Source organism: Herminiimonas arsenitoxidans (assembly GCF_900130075.1).
GTDB classification, from domain to species: Bacteria; Pseudomonadota; Gammaproteobacteria; order Burkholderiales; family Burkholderiaceae_D; genus Oxalicibacterium; species Oxalicibacterium arsenitoxidans.
On record NZ_LT671418.1, the window covers coordinates 785,058 to 800,941 of the forward strand.

A 15,884-nucleotide genomic window follows, 5' to 3' on the forward strand; every position below is an offset into this window, starting at 1 on the left:
TCGGTTCTTTGACCCTAGATCAGAAAATACCAGATAACAATGTCTTGGAGAAGACAAAGACTGGGCATTCAAGCGCTGATCATTAAATTGTTCAAGGGAATGCGACACTGGTGATTTTCAAAAATTGCTCATGCTGATAACGCGCACCTTCAAGCAACTGCAATTGCTCCTTCAGCCGGCATCGGCGTTACCGACAAGCGCAGCGCTTCGGAGAACGAAGTCAGCGCTGGCGTCCATGTATTCGTTTCCGCCGCGACAAAATAGGTATTCACTTCACCCAGTCTAGCCGACAATGCCAGACTGTAAATCGGGAAACGATGTTGATGCGCATCAAAGACCACCTTCGGTATAAGCGCATAACCCATCCCCGCACCAACGCAGCCAAGAATCGCATCCAGCGACCCAAAGTCCACCATGCGCGACGAGTACACGCCGCTATCTGATAACAAGACATCGACCCGCTGACGATAACTGCAACCCTGTCCAAAAACGAGAAAAGTGGATGAAGCCAATTCTTCGGCTGATGGCATGACAGTCAGCGGTGTCGCTGAAACCAGCACCAACTCTTCCTTGTAAGCCTTGAATTGATAGAGGCGTGGATTCTCCAGCTTGCCTGCGATGAACACGCAATCGAAGCGCCCTTCGTTCAAACCGGCAACCAGATCGGCCGTTGGGCCAGTTGTGAGCTTTAGATCGACTTCAGGAAAAGCAGAGTGGAAATGCGTGAGTAATGGCGGAAGTCTGAGCGCCGTCGTAGTTTCCATCGCCCCAACACGCAAACTGCCGCTGATATGTCCGCCTTTGAACAAGGCTATCGCTTCGTCATGCGCCTGAATAATCCGTTCAGCATAGGTCATCATCGTAAAGCCGGCAGAAGTCAGACGCACACGCCCACCGCGATCGATCAGTTGCACACCGACTTCATCTTCCATTTTCTTGATATGTGCCGTCACATTGGATTGCACCGTGTGATGGCGCTCGGCCGCCGCGACAAAGCTACCGGTTTCGGCAACGGCTATGAACAGGCGTAATGACTTCAAATCCATAAGAGCACCTTGATATCAACATCTCTAAATGTGATACAGCTTATCACTACTAATCGTTTGTAGTGTTCAGCATGTATCACTATGATCCTATTAACAGGATCGCTATTTCGCCTGCCCTATTACTCGATGGAACACACATGGCCACACGTACCGACCTACCCGCTATCGCCGTTGGCATGAGTGCAACTTTGGCTGCAGTCGGTTTGGCACGGCTCGCGTACACGCCACTCTTGCCGGCTGTCATCCATCACGGCTGGTTCTTGAGTTCACAAGCCGTTTACCTCGGCGCCGCCAATTTACTTGGGTATCTGCTTGGCTCGCTGATGGCGTATCGCTTATCCGAACGCTTTGAGGCACGTGGACTGTTAGGCATGGCCTTCCTTAGTGTCGTACTGAGTTTTATCTTATGCTCGCTGCCGGGCCCATTTGTCTGGTTTTTCTTCTGGCGTTTTGTGTCAGGCGCCGCCGGCGGCATCTTGATGGTGGTCGGCCCATCGCTGGCATTGATGGCCGCTTCCACTGGACGAAAAACGACTGTTGCCTCCTTCGTCTTCACCGGCATAGGCATGGGCGCAATACTCTCTGCGACGGTAGTACCACTGCTACTCAGCATCAGCTTGACGGGTGCCTGGTTGGCACTCGGCGCCATCACCCTGCTTGCGGGCCTTGCCTGCGATTGGGGCTTGCGTCGCATCCGTGTGCAGCAAGCGGAAACACCAGCACAGCAAACAGTAGATTCATCACCTGTGCAAGCAGTCAGCATCGCCGCACTCATCGTCGTGGTCGCTTACGGCTTCGACGCTGCCGGCTTCATACCGCACACCGCTTTCTGGGTTGATTTTCTGGATAGAGAAAAATCTCTGGGAACAAGCGCGGCCTCATTCCAATGGCTGTTGTTCGGAATAGGTGCAATTGCCGGTCCAATGGTTGCCGGTTTTCTTGGGAATCGTTTCGGTTGGCATCGCAGTTTGGCACTGGGATTCTTTATCAAGGCAGCAGCAATTGCCATTCCCTTACTGTCGATCTCATTCTTCTGGCGCTCGGCATCTTCACTCATCGTCGGCACCATGGTGACCGGATTGGTAGCACTGACATCCGGGCGCGTCATGGAGCTGGTCGGGCCGAAAGCATACAAACGTGTCTGGGGCATGGGCGCAGCATCCTTCTCCAGCGCGCAGGCTTTGTCTGGTTACGGCATGTCTGCCCTCTATGGCGTGCTCGGCACCTACGTACCACTCTTCGCCATCGGTAGCATCTTGCTCGCAAGCGGTGGCCTGCTCATTATGCTCACACCAAAAGCACACACTTCCCCTGCGGCAGCCGCGCTGGCTTTATCTAAAAAAGGAAATTGATATGCAACTCTTCCTCAATCGCACTTCACCTTACGCTCGCGTCGCGCGTATCGTCGCATTGGAAAAAGGACTGGAATCAAATCTGTTATTACTCTGGAGCGATCCGTGGGCAGACGAAGCAGATTTACTGCAGCGCAATCCTGTCGGACGCGTCCCAATTTTGATAACTGACCACGGTCAGAGCATTGCAGAATCATTGCTGATTGCGTTGTACCTGGACCAAGCGTCAGACATCAATAAGCTGATCCCAGAAAATGATCTGGCGCAAACACTGCATATCGTCGGACTCGGACAAGGTTTGATGGATGCATCTTTCTCGACCATGATCATGCGCAAGCATCATGGCAATGAGATTGATGCCAGCGTTCTTGGTCAACGCCGCCAGCGCGCCATTGAGCGCACGCTATTGTCATTGAATGAAACCTACAGCGCATTGCCTACGGATCGATTGACGCTGGCGGAAATCGTCGTGGCAGTCGCACTGGACTATGTCGCATTTCGATTGCCGCAAGTTGCATGGCAGCAGAAGTACGCGGCCTTAGTCGATCTGCACGAACAGATGAAAACGCGCGAGAGCTTTTCGCAAACGGTATTTGCATAAGCCAAGCTGATCGAGCAATGGCAGCAAAAATTTTCTCCACTTTGCTGCCCTCCAAATATCTAGCCAAACAATCATCAAAATACTGTTTGGTTTGTTTTTTCATTATATTTCAATTATTATTGAAATATTGAATTAAGGAGCCACATGGATACCAAAGACACCATTGCAGCACTCGCCGCACTCGCTCAGGAATCGCGTCTCGCCGTATTTCGCTTGCTGGTTCAGCTTGGCCCAGAAGGCATGGCAGCCACCAAAATTGGGGAACAGTTGGGCATTGCGCCCTCGTCCATGTCCTTTCACCTCAAGGAGCTGGTGCATGCAAACCTCATCGCGTCACGGCATGAAGGTCGCTTTGTCATTTACTCGGCCAACTTCAGCACGATGAATGCACTGATTGGCTTTCTGACGGAGAACTGCTGCGGTGGCAATGTGTGCTCGCCGGTTGTCGCTTGCTGTCCGTCTGAAGACGTGCGCTCTTGATTTAACTCCGACTATTCTCTGCCAATATCAACAATGCTTACGCTATACAAGGTGTGATGAAAATGTCTGTTCAATGTGAAGTCACCGGCAAACATGCAGCAAATGCACCTATGAGTGTTTTTGAACGCTATCTCACGCTCTGGGTGGGCTTGTGCATCATCGCCGGCATCGTTCTTGGTCAGATATTTCCAGTTGCGATACAAACCATAGGTTCACTGGAAATTGCGAAGGTCAATCTGCCTGTCGGCTTGTTGATTTGGGTAATGATCATCCCGATGCTGATCAAGATAGATTTCTCTGCATGGAATCAGATAAAGGGACACGTACGTGGCATAGGTGTGACCTTGTTTATCAACTGGGCCGTCAAACCATTCTCGATGGCCTTTCTTGCATGGCTGTTTATTCGTCACTGGTTCGCGCCGTATTTACCAGCCGATCAACTGGATTCGTATGTGGCTGGTCTTATTCTGCTGGCTGCCGCGCCATGCACGGCGATGGTTTTCGTATGGAGTCGCCTGACCGGTGGCGATCCCTACTTCACACTATCGCAAGTTGCGATGAACGATCTCATCATGGTGTTTGCATTCGCCCCCTTGGTAGCTTTGCTACTAGGCGTATCTAGCATTACCGTGCCGTGGGCCACGCTCGCCACATCCGTGCTGCTCTACATTGTTGTGCCTGTGGTGATCGCGCAAGTCTGGCGCAAGCTTTTATTAAAGCGCGGACAGGCCAGCTTCGATCAGGCGATGGAGCGCATACAACCTTGGTCTATTTCCGCCTTGCTGCTTACCTTGGTCTTATTGTTTTCCTTCCAGGGCAATACGATTATCGAACAACCGTTCGTGATCGCATTACTGGCTGTGCCTATCTTGATACAGGTATTTTTCAATTCGGCATTGGCTTATTGGCTGAATAGAGTTGTTGGTGAAAAGCACTCGATTGCCTGCCCATCCGCATTGATAGGCGCATCCAATTTCTTTGAACTGGCCGTAGCGGCAGCAATCAGCCTGTTCGGTTTTAAATCAGGTGCAGCACTTGCCACCGTTGTCGGTGTGTTGATTGAAGTGCCTGTCATGTTACTCATCGTCAGCATCGTCAATCGCAGCAAAGGCTGGTACGAAGCCAAAAGCTGAGTCACATCGATCACCTTAAAAAAACATCACGGAAGCACATATATGAACGCCACGATTTATCACAACCCTGATTGCGGCACATCACGCAATACCCTGGCGCTCATACGCCATGTCGGAATCGAACCTGAAGTCATTGAATATTTAAAACAGCCGCCATCACTGCAAACACTGAGCGCATTGATTGCAGATGCCGGCCTGTCGGTCCGCGCAGCGATCCGACAAAAAGGCACGCCTTATCTTGAACTGGGTCTGGATGATCCTGCGATCACTGACGCGCAACTGCTGGAAGCCATGATTGCCCATCCCATTTTGATTAATCGTCCATTTGTAGTGACGCCGTTAGGCACAAGATTGTGCCGACCATCCGAGTTGGTGCTGGATATCCTGCCACCATCGCCTAAAGCATCGTTCACGAAAGAAGATGGCGAGCTTGTCATCAATGCGGAGGGACAACGTGTCACTCAAAGCAACTGATTTACCAAATATCGTTCCTGAACATTTTCAGGTTCCGACCCGAGAAAGTTTTGCGTCTATCGAAAAGTCATCTCACGCACCAAGATTTTTGCTGTTATACGGCTCCTTACGCGAAACATCCTATAGTCGGATGCTGACCATGGACGCAGCCCGTCTGCTTGAAGCGATGGGCGGCGAAGTTGAAATCTTTGATCCTCGCGGTTTGCCTCTGCCAGACAGCGAACCGGAGACGCATCCAAAAGTGCAAGAGTTGAGAGATTTGGTGCAATGGGCAGAAGGCATGGTGTGGACCTCACCCGAACGACACGGTGCCATGACAGGCATCATGAAAGCACAGATAGACTGGATTCCATTAGCGATAGGAGCGGTACGTCCGACACAAGGAAAAACCCTCGCGCTGATGCAAGTATCCGGCGGCTCGCAGTCATTCAATGCACTCAATCAGATGCGCGTACTTGGCCGCTGGATGCGCATGATCACCATCCCCAACCAGTCTTCTGTCGCCAAGGCATTTCTTGAGTTTGATGAGCACGGACGCATGAAGCCATCGGCTTATTACGAACGCGTTGTCGATGTCATGGAAGAGCTTTACAAATTCACTCTGCTAACGCGCGATGTCTCATCGTATCTGGTTGATCGTTACAGTGAGCGCAAAGAAAGTGCCGACGAATTAAGTAAACGAGTTAATCAAAAAGCAATTTAGGAAGTGGCAGACCTTCGATCACATGCCTACATATATTTTCAATATTATTAATTTCTTTTAAGACATTCTTAAGTTTCATCTCCTAATATGCATCCCATAGCTGATCAAACTACGGGATGCATGCGTGAATCAAACCGATGAAATTACAGTATTAGAGCCTTACACAGACCTTCGCTCCCACGAGCGCCAACTAACGTTTTTCGGCAAAACATATCTAGCTAAAAACGTTACGATCCTGTTGGGCATTGCCTTTCCGCTCTTTCTTTTTCTTGCTCTGGCTATCGATATCAAGCATGGCGTCGCTTACGCGCTTGATACATCGTTCCTACTGACGCTGCATTCCTATGCGACGCCCTTGCTGGATCTTCTGGCACTCAAAATATCAGCGTTTGTGACCTTATTCAGCTTGCTTGTGCTGGCTTTTCTGGCGTTCCGTCGCCAGTGGCGTATAGCCTTTTTCTGGCTGCTGGCTGTCGGTGGCTCTGCCATTTTGAATTCGCTCGCCAAACACCTTTTTGAACGCGTCAGACCTGCCCTGTGGACACTGGTTGCGCCGGAAAGCACATTCAGCTTTCCCAGTGGCCATGCAATGCAGGCAATGACGATTGCTCTCACCCTCATTATTTTGCTGCGCGCCAGCCGTTACATTCGTGGCGTTGTCATTGCCAGCGCTGGATTTGTCTTGCTCGTCGGTTTATGCCGCATGTATCTGGGCTTGCATTACCCGTCGGATATCGTCGCTAGTTACCTGCTGTCAATAACATGGGTAAGTATTCTCATTACGTTTTTTAGTGAGCGCTACTACACGCCACTTGCTGGTTTATCCAAGCGTTAAACCTTACTGCCATGCAACTTAACCCGCTCTTAACGGGACCGTTAGTACCCTCCACGAATGACGGCACATCATGTGCAGGGTCAGGTGTGGACGAAAGGGAGTGCGGTATGCGCGTATTGCTTATTGAAGATGATTCAATGATCGGTGAAAGCCTGGAAGAAGGCTTGCGTAAAGAACGTTATGCAGTGGATTGGGCGCGGGATGGCAATACAGCCGACCTTGCGCTGCGCAGCCATGAATACGACATTATCCTGCTCGATCTTGGCTTACCCAAAAAAGATGGCATTACCGTGCTGGATGAATATCGCCGCAGAAAAGGTGATGCAGCGGTACTCATCATCTCCGCGCGTGATGCAACAGCAGCGCGCATACAAGGACTCGATGCTGGAGCCGATGATTACCTGATCAAGCCATTTGATTTGGATGAGTTATTTGCCCGTATGCGCGCACTTCTACGCCGTCGTTCCGGGCGCAGCAATCCTGAAATGGCTTACGGCGAATTAACCATCAATCCTGCTACACGTGAAATCACTTTCAAGGGCTTGCCCCTGCACTTGTCTTCGCGCGAATTTACCGTGCTCCTTGCCTTGCTCGATCAACCCGGCCGCATCATGTCGAGAGCGCAACTGGAAGAACGACTGTATGGCTGGAACGAGGAAATCGGCAGTAATGCAGTTGAAGTTTATGTGCATGGATTGCGCAAAAAACTTGGTCCCGACTTCATCCAAAACGTGCGCGGCATAGGATACAAGGTCGGTATCGCGGCATGATGACAATACGTCGTCAGCTTCTCATCTATCTGTTTGGCGGCATGATCTCAGCCACGCTGTTGGCAGGTTTTGCCACCTACATTCAGGTGCGATCCGAGATGGGCGAGATGTTCGATTATCAAATCAAGCAAATTGCGATTGCACTGCCAGCTGAGTTATCGAACGGTCACCAATTGCCAGATGAAAGCGATTTAGATGATGAAATCGTGATGCAGATATGGGATGGAGACGGCCAGCTCGTATTTACATCCTCACCGATGATACAGCTGCAGAAGGTCAAAGGTTTTGGCTTTAACTACACGTCCTTCAAAGACAAGAAATGGCGTATATACAGCGAACTTGACCAAGGTCGCACAATTCAGATTTCGCAACCTGTAGCCATCCGCAATCGCATGGCTGTATCAATGGCATTGCGCTCGCTAATACCGTTTGTCATTCTCATTCCTATACTGGCACTCCTTATCTGGATAGTCGTTGGACGCGGTCTTGCCCCTATGCAGCGCCTGGCAAAATCCATCAGTCAACGCTCGCCAGATGCGCTCGATCCATTACCGGATGAAAGCTATCCACCAGAGCTGCGTCCGATGTTCATCGCATTGAACGGCCTGTTAACAAGAGTGGATCAAGCCCGCTCGGCACAGCGCGCGTTTGTCTCGGATGCTGCGCACGAATTGCGTACACCTTTGGCAGCATTGAAGCTGCAATTGCAATTGGTTGAACGTGAAAACACCGATCGCACATTGGAACCAGGTTTCGCCAAATTGCATGAACGCATCAATCGGGCTACGCACTTGGTGCAACAATTATTGACACTGGCAAGACAAGAACGACAGATGCCAGAGCGCACTTACAAGCATATCGATTTGCGCGAATTGGTTGCTCGTGTTGTGTCTGATCACATGCCGCAAGCTGAACACAAAGGCGTTGATCTCGGCGTAGTCACACAGGATGACGACAATGGAAGTCCAATCACGATCGTGGGCGACGAAGACAACTTGCGCATACTGCTGGGCAATCTTGTTGACAATGCCGTGCGCTACACACCTGTCAACGGTCGTGTTGATGTCAGTGCATCCATGACTGGCGGCACCGCATTGCTGCGTGTTGCAGACAATGGTGCTGGCATTCCCGTCGAGGATCACAACCGCGTATTCGATCGCTTCTATCGTCGTGAAGGAACGGGGCAATCAGGTAGCGGACTTGGTCTTTTTATCGTAAAAACCATCGCCGCCCAACATCACGCCACAATCAAACTGGGTACCGCACAAAGCATAGGTGGCTTGCTCGTTACTGTCTGCTTCCAACCCGCACCAACAACAAATTCTCCATCTCGTGAAAGCGCTTCTGCTTCCACTCTTCTTCGAGACACCAATGAGTCACCTAGCATTTCCTGAATTAAGACCGTTTACAGCATCCGTCGGTAACAACGCGCGACCTGCAATCACGCGTACACCGCATCGTTATCTGCGGTGGTTGCTCGGCGCAGCTATCCTGTTGCTGATCTATCGCATAGGGCTCATGGCTTTACTGCCATTGGCCGACACCACTGAAGCGCGCTATGGCGAAATTGCCAGACAAGCCGTCGCCAACGGTTTTTGGCTGATGCCGCACATCGATCCGAACACGCCCTTCTTTGCCAAACCACCGCTATCGACATGGGCCAGTGCCGTCTCGATGATACTTTTCGGCGTCAATGAATTTGCCGCACGCTTGCCGGCCTTGCTGGCATCGCTGATCGCACTGTGGGTAGCAATGTCATTCGCCAAAGAACTGCAAATACGTCAACGTTGGCTGGTCGCACCGGTGCTCGCGACATCACCGTTATTCTTTCTGTGTGCCGGTGCCGTCATGACGGATGCGCTGCAGATGGTCTTGATTGTCGCTGCGCTGTATTTTGCATGGCGCGCATTGGATGCTGCTGACAAAGGTCATCCTGAACGCCACTGGCGCATCGCATTCTGGGTCATGATAGGTCTTGGCGCACTGTGCAAAGGTCTCGCAACATGGGCCTTGATCGGCTTGCCCCTGATTGCTTACGCAGTGACAGAACGACGCCCTTTGCAAATGTTCAAGCAAGTCTTCGATTGGGGCGGCGTTGCGATTGCTGCGTGCATTTTTATGCCTTGGTATATCGCGGCTGAATATTACAATCCCGGTTTCTTGAATTACTTCATCATTGGTGAGCACTTCGCGCGTTTTTTGGTACCGGGCTGGAAAGGTGATCACTACGGCATCGCACAACATCAACCTATCGGCGCTATCTGGATTTTCTGGACGCTGGGCATCTTGCCGTGGATAGGCGTGTTTGTAATGGAACTGCTACGTCTGTTTTCCAAACAACGTAAACAGACAAAACCGATAGAGCGTTTCTTGTGGTGCGCTACCTTGGCACCGCTGATTTTCTTTACTTTCAGCCGCAATATCATCTGGACCTACGGGCTAACTGCAGCATTGCCGTTTAGCGTACTCGCTGCGCGTTGGTTGGAGAAAGCTTCAGCCACGATGCAGAGACGCGCCAGCATAGGCGTCATGGCCATTGCGTGCCTCTACGTTCTAAGTGGACCATACGTACAAGAAAAAGTCGCAGCCAATTCAGATCGCGATCTTATAGCCGCCTTTAATCGCATTGCCGAACCCGGCACAGAACTAGCCTATCGCATGCATCCGGCATATTCATCCGACTACTATTCAAGAGGCAATTTGGAATACGATCCAAATGCCGCACTGGCAAATAATCCAGAGAAAGAATTGGTCGTGATTGATAGCAGCGACATCCAGAAGGATGGGATCAAAGCTGATCATGTGCTGTATGTTGGGAAATTTCACGCTTTGATACGCCCCGAATAAACAGGTAAGGCTCTATCCAGGTCTACGTCGAAACCATCCTGCAAGCGATAAGCGATCTCGCGTTGCTGGCAATACTTCATGCAGCATATCGGCCGATAGAAACAATACGAGGCGACTGCCTGAAGGCGAAATATCTTCGGTAGATTTTCCTTCCGGATGCAGACGTAGTGCGCCGCCCTCTTCCAGCAACCACTCATGGTTGAGATAAATCACGACCGAGATCGTGCGGCAGTCGTCGTCGCGAAAACGATCCAGATGTTTTAAGTAAGAAGCACCGGGTGAGTAAAAGGCGAAATGACTTTCGTACTCTTCCAATCCCAGATAGAGCGTGCGATTCAAGGCGACGCGTAGTTCTTCCATGATCTGCAAATACCGATCACACGCGATCGACTGCCCGGCTTTGAGCCAGACAATTTGATCGCCACGTATCTCTGGCCGTACTGCTTGCACATCGCCACGACCTACGCCAGCCAGTTTCAACGCGCCACTGCCCATCAATGCCTGGCACTCTGCAGCCAAAGCCAGCGTCAACTCTTCCGATAAAAAGAGATTCTGCTGCGACCAACCTTGCTCGCTTAAATCGTCACCAATATTCAGCCGCAGCGCGTCGCTGAAATGTTCGGGATGAGCGGAGAATGCTGTAAGCATCGTTTTGAGTCTTTTCTAAAAAACGTGCTTTTAAATACATCACCGCTAGTCATTACCCATGACGCAGCAATCACAAAGTACTACTCTCCGCTGGCAACGATGCGATAAACGCATCGCCCTGCATCGGCCAGCAAATGCTGCTCGCGTGTCACGGTAGCATCCTTTCCCACAACCTCTTGGAACAATTTCAGCTCGGAGCGACAAAAGCCCTGACATGTTCGCGCTGCGGCACAAATAGGACAATGATCCTCGATCAGCAGCCAATCCTTGCCATCGCGCTCAACACGCGCCATATAGCCTTCTTCCGTGCGTACTGCGGCCAATCGTTTCAATCGCTCTTGCACCGTTTTGCCGGTACAGCTTTGTATGTACACCGTGCGGGTTTCTGACTCACGCTGGGTAATCAAGCGCTCCAATCCTTCTTCACCAAACAGTTGCCGCACGCTGCCTATCAATTGCACCGTCAACTGCGCATGCGTATCGGGAAAGCGTGCATTACCTGCATCAGTCAGCACCCAGCTCTGACGTGGGCGCCCGACACCAGACGCAGCTTCCTGACGACCTGCTATCAAGCCCGCAGTCATCAGCTTCTGCACCTGCTGCCGCGCAGCTTCAGCGGTCATGTCCAATGCACGCGCCAGATCGGCAGTCGAGGTTGGCCCCTTTGTCTTGATAAAGAAGAGGATGCGATCTGCAGTTTGTGTGGAATCCATATTTTCCAAGTAATTACTTGCATAATTCATTGCGTCAGCCTATTATCCAAGACAATGATTGGATAATAGGCCGTCGTGGCCATCATGTCGAGGAAATAATGAGTAACAACCATATCCCACCTGCCACTTGGGGCGCTCTGTTGCGTGGGCAAAACGGCTTGCGCGCACTGGCACTGACGGGCGGCGTCGCACTGCATGCCATCAATGTACATATCGTCACGACCGTTTTACCCTCCGTCGTCCGAGAAATCGGTGGACTGGATTGGTATGCATGGAACACCACCCTGTTTATGGTGGCCTCCATCATAGGTGCGGCTTTTTCGGTGCGCCTGCTGGCGGCGCTCGGGCCACGTTCGTCTTATCTGTCAGCCTTGCTGATATTTACCGTTGGCTCCGCCGTCTGCGCCATGGCCAGTTCGATGCCCATGATGCTGGCTGGACGCAGCATTCAAGGTTTGGGTGGTGGCTTTTTGGCAGCGCTCAGTTATGGTTTGATACGTGTCGTGTTTGAACCACCTCTGTGGCCACGCGCGATTGCACTGGTATCCGGTATGTGGGGCATCTCCACCTTATGCGGACCGGCAGTCGGCGGTTTGTTCGCAGAAGCAGGTCATTGGCGCTGGGCGTTCTGGACTTTGCTGCCGATTGCCCTCGCCCAAGCCTCGCTTGTCGCAGTACAGTTGCGCCCGGAAAATCTGGCAACGGTGCCACGCGCTAAAACTGCACCGCCCGTACCGCTACAACAAATCGCTTTACTCACCGTGTCAGTCTTGGCTATCGCTGCGGGCAGTCTGTCGCCAGTGCTGTTATGGCAAACCGTGGGAGTGGGCATAGGCTTGCTGCTTGGTGCCGCGACGATATACTGCGAACGCCGAGCCAGCGTACACATGTTGCCGACGCGCGGCACCGAACTCAGCACGCCGCTGGGCGCGGTGTATGCCAGTGTTGCCTTGCTGCTGATAGGGATCATGACGGAAATTTTCGTCCCCTACTTCCTGCAAACCTTGCATGGTCACGCGCCATTGACTGCGGGTTACCTGACTGCTGCGATGGCTGCCGGTTGGAGCGTAGGTTCGTTGCTGTCGTCTGGGCATAACAATGCAGGCGCGGCACGCATGTTACGGACCGGACCGACCTTGTGCACGATCAGCTTGATAGCACTGGCCATCCTGATTCCATTTGATCTGGGCTTGCATGTACATCTGCGTACAACGCTGTGCGCAATTGCACTGGCTGGTGTCGGTGCCGGCGTCGGCATAGGTTGGCCGCATCTGGTGACACGCGTGTTGACACTGGCGCCGCATGGTGAAGAGTCCACTGCTTCTGCTGCAGTAACCACTGTGCAGCTTTACGGTATGGCAGTCGGTGCGGCGATTGCCGGGTTGGTGGTGAATGCTGCCGGCATAACTTCACCGGGCGGTGTCGCCGGCGCGCAGTCGGCAGCTGTATGGCTGTTTGCCAGTTTTGCTTTAGCACCAGCTTTGGCAGCATTACTTGCACGCCGTATCACTACACACAATTAATAAAGCGGTGTTGCCTGACTAGGCAACACCGCTTCAAATGCAGAACAAACAAAGATTAGTAAGTGCCTGGGATCAGGATGTTTTTGTCGACTCGCTTCACGTCCGTCAGGCCGCAAAACGCCATCGTCAAATCAAGTTCGTTTTCAATAATCTCCAGGCATCTGGTGACGCCTTCTTCGCCCATCGCACCCAAGCCGTACAAAAACGAGCGACCGATGTAGACGCCTTTCGCGCCTAAAGCGATCGCCTTGATCACGTCTTGGCCGGAACGTATGCCGCCATCCATTTGTACTTCAATTTGATCACCGACTGCATCGACAATGCTAGGCAGCGCAGCAATGCTGGACAAAGCGCCATCCAATTGACGACCACCGTGATTGGAAACTATCAGCGCATCCGCACCGCTCTCCACCGCGAGTCGCGCATCTTCTGCATCCATGATGCCTTTGATGATCAGCTTGCCGCCCCAGCGCTGCTTGATCCATTCCACGTCTTTCCATGACAGCGCCAGATCAAATTGCTGCGATGTCCATGCCGACAACGACGACATATCCGATACATCGCTGGCATGACCGACGATATTGCCAAAGCTGCGACGTTTGGTGCCCAGCATGCCCATGCACCAGCGCGGCTTGGTCATCATGTTCAGGATGTTGGCAATGGTCAGCTTCGGTGGTGCAGACAAACCATTTTTCAAATCCTTGTGGCGTTGGCCCAGTATCTGCAAATCCAGCGTCAAAACCAGCGCAGCGCAATTTGCTGCTTTCGCTCTATCGATCAAGCGTTCGATGAATGCACGATCCTTCATCACATACAGCTGAAACCAGAACGGCTTGCTGGTATGCGCTGCGATATCTTCGATAGAGCAAATACTCATCGTTGATAAAGTAAATGGAACGCCAAATTTTTCAGCGGCTTTGGCTGCCAGAATCTCACCGTCGGCATGCTGCATACCGGTCAAGCCAGTTGGAGCAATCGCAACCGGCATACGTACTTCTTGCCCGACCATCGTGGTTTTGAGCGTGCGATTTTCCATATTCACGGCAACACGCTGGCGAAACTTCATCTTCGCAAAATCGCTGCTATTGGCGCGATAAGTCGATTCCGTCCACGAGCCGGAATCGGCGTAATCGTAGAACATGCGGGGAACGCGCTTCTGCGCCAGTACGCGCAAATCTTCGATATTGGTGATGACCGCCATGAATAAGTCTCCTTTTTAAACGATCAATTCAGATTGATTCGCTGGATGTGTGCATCAGATTCGTGATTTTTCCACATGGCATTCTATTTCCTCCTTGTCTGCTTTGAGTTGAATGTTTTTAACCGATACGCCTACATTTGGCTCAAGCGGCTTTCCCATACCTGATTTTGATCCTTAAGAACATAAGAGCGCTCTTGAGAAAGCCGTCAAATATATGTTGCGTTTGATATGCAACATATTTAAACTTCTCCCCTTGAAACGCCTGTTTCGTATTAAATAGGCATGCACAATCAATTCACCGCAACTTTATAAAACAGCGCCAGCCAAGCGCCCTGTGATGTAATGCCGGATCAAGTATTTTTGCTAGGAGCAGTATGGTTCAATCGGCATGGAAGTCGCTACTTCATTTGTTCCCTACTCCAGGCACAGTCGATCGCTTTGAAAAAATGCGCGCCTGCGCTGGCGCATTGTTTGGCATCGTTCTGACCGGTCTTTGCACTTATTTCATATTGGGCAAGGACATACACGCAGCCTGGCTGATCGCGCCTATGGGCGCATCATCAGTCTTACTGTTCGCCGTTCCTGCCAGTCCTTTGGCGCAACCATGGTCCATCATGGGCGGCAATTTCTTCGCGGCCTTGATCGGCGTTACCTGTGCCAAACTGATAGACGAACCAATATTGGCCGCCGGCCTTGCCGCCTCGCTTGCAATCGCCGCCATGTTTGCCTTCCGCTGCATTCATCCGCCTAGCGGTGCGGTTGCCCTGACCGCCGTATTGGGCGGACCGGCAGTACATGCGATGGGATACAGCTTCGTACTGATGCCGGTCCTTCTTAATTCTCTGTTGCTCTTGTTGACTGCCTTGTTCTACAACAATGCAACCGGTCGCCGTTATCCGCATCGCCCCTTGCCCGACAACAGTAATAAGCACAAGACCTCGGACGTCGCTCCAACCGAACGCATAGGCATCGCACCGCAAGATCTGGATGCAGTGCTGACGCGTTACAACCAGGTGCTCGATATCAGTCGTGACGATCTCGAAGCCATCATGCTGCAGACAGAAATGCAGGCATACCGTCGACGCTTGGGTGAAACGCTCTGCTCCAGCATCATGTCGAAAGACGTCGTGACGGTTGAGTTCGGCACCGAACTTGGTGCAGCATGGACACTGCTCAAGGAACATGATCTGACCGCGCTACCTGTCATCGACAGAGGCCGACATGTCATCGGCATTATCACCAAGGCCGACTTCCTGAAGCATGCCGAGATCGAACCACATGAAGGCCTGGCTGAGCGATTAACGCATTTGATCCGTCCTTCACAACTGACGCATACCGAGAAGCATGAAGTCGTTGGCCAAATCATGACCACAGAGGTCTACACCGCCAATGCAGATCAATCCATTCTTGATTTGGTGCCTCTGATGTCCGATGCTGAATTGCATCAAATGCCCGTGATCGATGCACGTGGTCGTCTGGTTGGCATGATCTCGCAAACCGACATGATAGCTGCGCTGTACGAGCACAGCCTTGCAAGTGAATACGTAAATCGCTAATT

16 protein-coding genes are annotated in these 15,884 nt (G+C 51.7%); 12 read left to right on the top strand and 4 right to left on the bottom strand.

Features of this window, described 5'->3' with window-relative positions; translation table 11 throughout:
* Positions 1-149 precede the first annotated feature (149 nt).
* A complete protein-coding gene (locus BQ6873_RS03630; RefSeq protein ID WP_076591433.1) occupies positions 150-1,046 on the bottom strand; it encodes a LysR substrate-binding domain-containing protein in 897 nt (298 codons plus the stop codon).
* 137 nt (positions 1,047-1,183) lie between these two features.
* On the opposite strand from BQ6873_RS03630, the gene BQ6873_RS03635 reads away from it, so the two are divergent.
* The 10 genes from BQ6873_RS03635 to BQ6873_RS03680 all read left to right on the top strand — a co-directional run bounded on the left by BQ6873_RS03635 (position 1,184) and on the right by BQ6873_RS03680 (position 10,241).
* Positions 1,184-2,398, top strand: a complete 1,215-nt coding sequence (locus tag BQ6873_RS03635) for a YbfB/YjiJ family MFS transporter (protein ID WP_076591434.1) — start codon at positions 1,184-1,186, stop codon at positions 2,396-2,398.
* Between the two features lies 1 nt (position 2,399).
* On the top strand, positions 2,400-2,999 hold the full coding sequence (locus BQ6873_RS03640; protein ID WP_076591435.1) for a glutathione S-transferase N-terminal domain-containing protein: 600 nt from the start codon (positions 2,400-2,402) through the stop codon (positions 2,997-2,999).
* A 144-nt stretch (positions 3,000-3,143) separates the two neighbouring features.
* The gene (locus BQ6873_RS03645) at positions 3,144-3,479 is read left to right on the top strand and encodes an ArsR/SmtB family transcription factor (protein WP_076591436.1); all 336 of its coding nucleotides are present in this window, start codon (positions 3,144-3,146) and stop codon (positions 3,477-3,479) included.
* Between the two features lie 62 nt (positions 3,480-3,541).
* Positions 3,542-4,612 (top strand): ACR3 family arsenite efflux transporter, encoded by a 1,071-nt coding sequence (arsB, locus tag BQ6873_RS03650; RefSeq protein ID WP_076593923.1) that lies wholly within the window; start codon positions 3,542-3,544, stop codon positions 4,610-4,612.
* A gap of 42 nt (positions 4,613-4,654) precedes the next feature.
* Entirely contained in the window at positions 4,655-5,086 is a 432-nt protein-coding gene (gene arsC, locus BQ6873_RS03655; RefSeq protein ID WP_076591437.1) for an arsenate reductase (glutaredoxin), read from the top strand.
* Positions 5,052-5,789: an arsenical resistance protein ArsH gene (gene arsH, locus BQ6873_RS03660; protein ID WP_157889112.1), complete on the top strand. Its 738-nt coding sequence runs from the start codon at positions 5,052-5,054 to the stop codon at positions 5,787-5,789. The genes arsC and arsH overlap by 35 nt, the downstream gene beginning before the upstream one ends.
* 124 nt (positions 5,790-5,913) lie before the next feature.
* Entirely contained in the window at positions 5,914-6,624 is a 711-nt protein-coding gene (locus BQ6873_RS03665) for a phosphatase PAP2 family protein (RefSeq protein ID WP_157889113.1), read from the top strand.
* A 107-nt stretch (positions 6,625-6,731) separates the two neighbouring features.
* Positions 6,732-7,394, top strand: coding sequence for a response regulator transcription factor (locus BQ6873_RS03670; protein ID WP_076591439.1), 663 nt, complete (start codon positions 6,732-6,734; stop codon positions 7,392-7,394).
* Positions 7,391-8,788, top strand: a complete 1,398-nt coding sequence (locus BQ6873_RS03675; RefSeq protein WP_076591440.1) for an ATP-binding protein — start codon at positions 7,391-7,393, stop codon at positions 8,786-8,788. The genes BQ6873_RS03670 and BQ6873_RS03675 overlap by 4 nt, the downstream gene beginning before the upstream one ends.
* Positions 8,766-10,241 carry an ArnT family glycosyltransferase gene (locus BQ6873_RS03680; protein WP_076591441.1) on the top strand — a complete coding sequence of 492 codons (1,476 nt, stop codon included), beginning with the start codon at positions 8,766-8,768 and terminating at the stop codon, positions 10,239-10,241. Before BQ6873_RS03675 ends, BQ6873_RS03680 begins: the two co-directional genes overlap by 23 nt.
* A gap of 12 nt (positions 10,242-10,253) precedes the next feature.
* Here the strand turns inward: BQ6873_RS03680 and BQ6873_RS03685 are convergent, their stop codons facing one another.
* Both BQ6873_RS03685 and BQ6873_RS03690 read right to left on the bottom strand, forming a co-directional pair.
* Positions 10,254-10,889 (bottom strand): 2OG-Fe(II) oxygenase, encoded by a 636-nt coding sequence (locus BQ6873_RS03685; RefSeq protein WP_076591442.1) that lies wholly within the window; start codon positions 10,887-10,889, stop codon positions 10,254-10,256.
* Between the two features lie 80 nt (positions 10,890-10,969).
* Positions 10,970-11,632 (bottom strand): helix-turn-helix transcriptional regulator, encoded by a 663-nt coding sequence (locus BQ6873_RS03690; RefSeq protein WP_076591443.1) that lies wholly within the window; start codon positions 11,630-11,632, stop codon positions 10,970-10,972.
* Between the two features lie 68 nt (positions 11,633-11,700).
* Between BQ6873_RS03690 and BQ6873_RS03695 the strand changes: the two genes are divergently transcribed.
* Complete coding sequence (locus tag BQ6873_RS03695; RefSeq protein WP_076591444.1) at positions 11,701-13,125, top strand: MFS transporter; 1,425 nt, start codon at positions 11,701-11,703, stop codon at positions 13,123-13,125.
* Positions 13,126-13,180: 55 nt separating this feature from the next.
* Here the strand turns inward: BQ6873_RS03695 and BQ6873_RS03700 are convergent, their stop codons facing one another.
* Positions 13,181-14,326: an alpha-hydroxy acid oxidase gene (locus BQ6873_RS03700; protein ID WP_076591445.1), complete on the bottom strand. Its 1,146-nt coding sequence runs from the start codon at positions 14,324-14,326 to the stop codon at positions 13,181-13,183.
* A gap of 374 nt (positions 14,327-14,700) precedes the next feature.
* On the opposite strand from BQ6873_RS03700, the gene BQ6873_RS03705 reads away from it, so the two are divergent.
* Positions 14,701-15,882, top strand: coding sequence for an HPP family protein (locus tag BQ6873_RS03705; RefSeq protein WP_076591446.1), 1,182 nt, complete (start codon positions 14,701-14,703; stop codon positions 15,880-15,882).
* Positions 15,883-15,884: the final 2 nt, after the last annotated feature.

Excerpts from the sequence above, each read along its gene's own strand:
- BQ6873_RS03635 (WP_076591434.1), top strand. The coding sequence starts at position 1,184 with ATGGCCACACGTACCGACCTACCCGCTATCGCCGTTGGCATGAGTGCA.
- BQ6873_RS03670 (WP_076591439.1), top strand. The coding sequence starts at position 6,732 with ATGCGCGTATTGCTTATTGAAGATGATTCAATGATCGGTGAAAGCCTG.
- BQ6873_RS03675 (WP_076591440.1), top strand. The coding sequence starts at position 7,391 with ATGATGACAATACGTCGTCAGCTTCTCATCTATCTGTTTGGCGGCATG.
- BQ6873_RS03645 (WP_076591436.1), top strand. The coding sequence starts at position 3,144 with ATGGATACCAAAGACACCATTGCAGCACTCGCCGCACTCGCTCAGGAA.
- arsB (WP_076593923.1), top strand. The coding sequence starts at position 3,542 with ATGTCTGTTCAATGTGAAGTCACCGGCAAACATGCAGCAAATGCACCT.
- BQ6873_RS03700 (WP_076591445.1), bottom strand. The coding sequence starts at position 14,326 with ATGGCGGTCATCACCAATATCGAAGATTTGCGCGTACTGGCGCAGAAG.
- arsH (WP_157889112.1), top strand. The coding sequence starts at position 5,052 with ATGCGGAGGGACAACGTGTCACTCAAAGCAACTGATTTACCAAATATC.
- BQ6873_RS03705 (WP_076591446.1), top strand. The coding sequence starts at position 14,701 with ATGGTTCAATCGGCATGGAAGTCGCTACTTCATTTGTTCCCTACTCCA.
- arsC (WP_076591437.1), top strand. The coding sequence starts at position 4,655 with ATGAACGCCACGATTTATCACAACCCTGATTGCGGCACATCACGCAAT.
- BQ6873_RS03640 (WP_076591435.1), top strand. The coding sequence starts at position 2,400 with ATGCAACTCTTCCTCAATCGCACTTCACCTTACGCTCGCGTCGCGCGT.
- BQ6873_RS03690 (WP_076591443.1), bottom strand. The coding sequence starts at position 11,632 with ATGAATTATGCAAGTAATTACTTGGAAAATATGGATTCCACACAAACT.
- BQ6873_RS03630 (WP_076591433.1), bottom strand. The coding sequence starts at position 1,046 with ATGGATTTGAAGTCATTACGCCTGTTCATAGCCGTTGCCGAAACCGGT.
- BQ6873_RS03685 (WP_076591442.1), bottom strand. The coding sequence starts at position 10,889 with ATGCTTACAGCATTCTCCGCTCATCCCGAACATTTCAGCGACGCGCTG.
- BQ6873_RS03695 (WP_076591444.1), top strand. The coding sequence starts at position 11,701 with ATGAGTAACAACCATATCCCACCTGCCACTTGGGGCGCTCTGTTGCGT.
- BQ6873_RS03680 (WP_076591441.1), top strand. The coding sequence starts at position 8,766 with ATGAGTCACCTAGCATTTCCTGAATTAAGACCGTTTACAGCATCCGTC.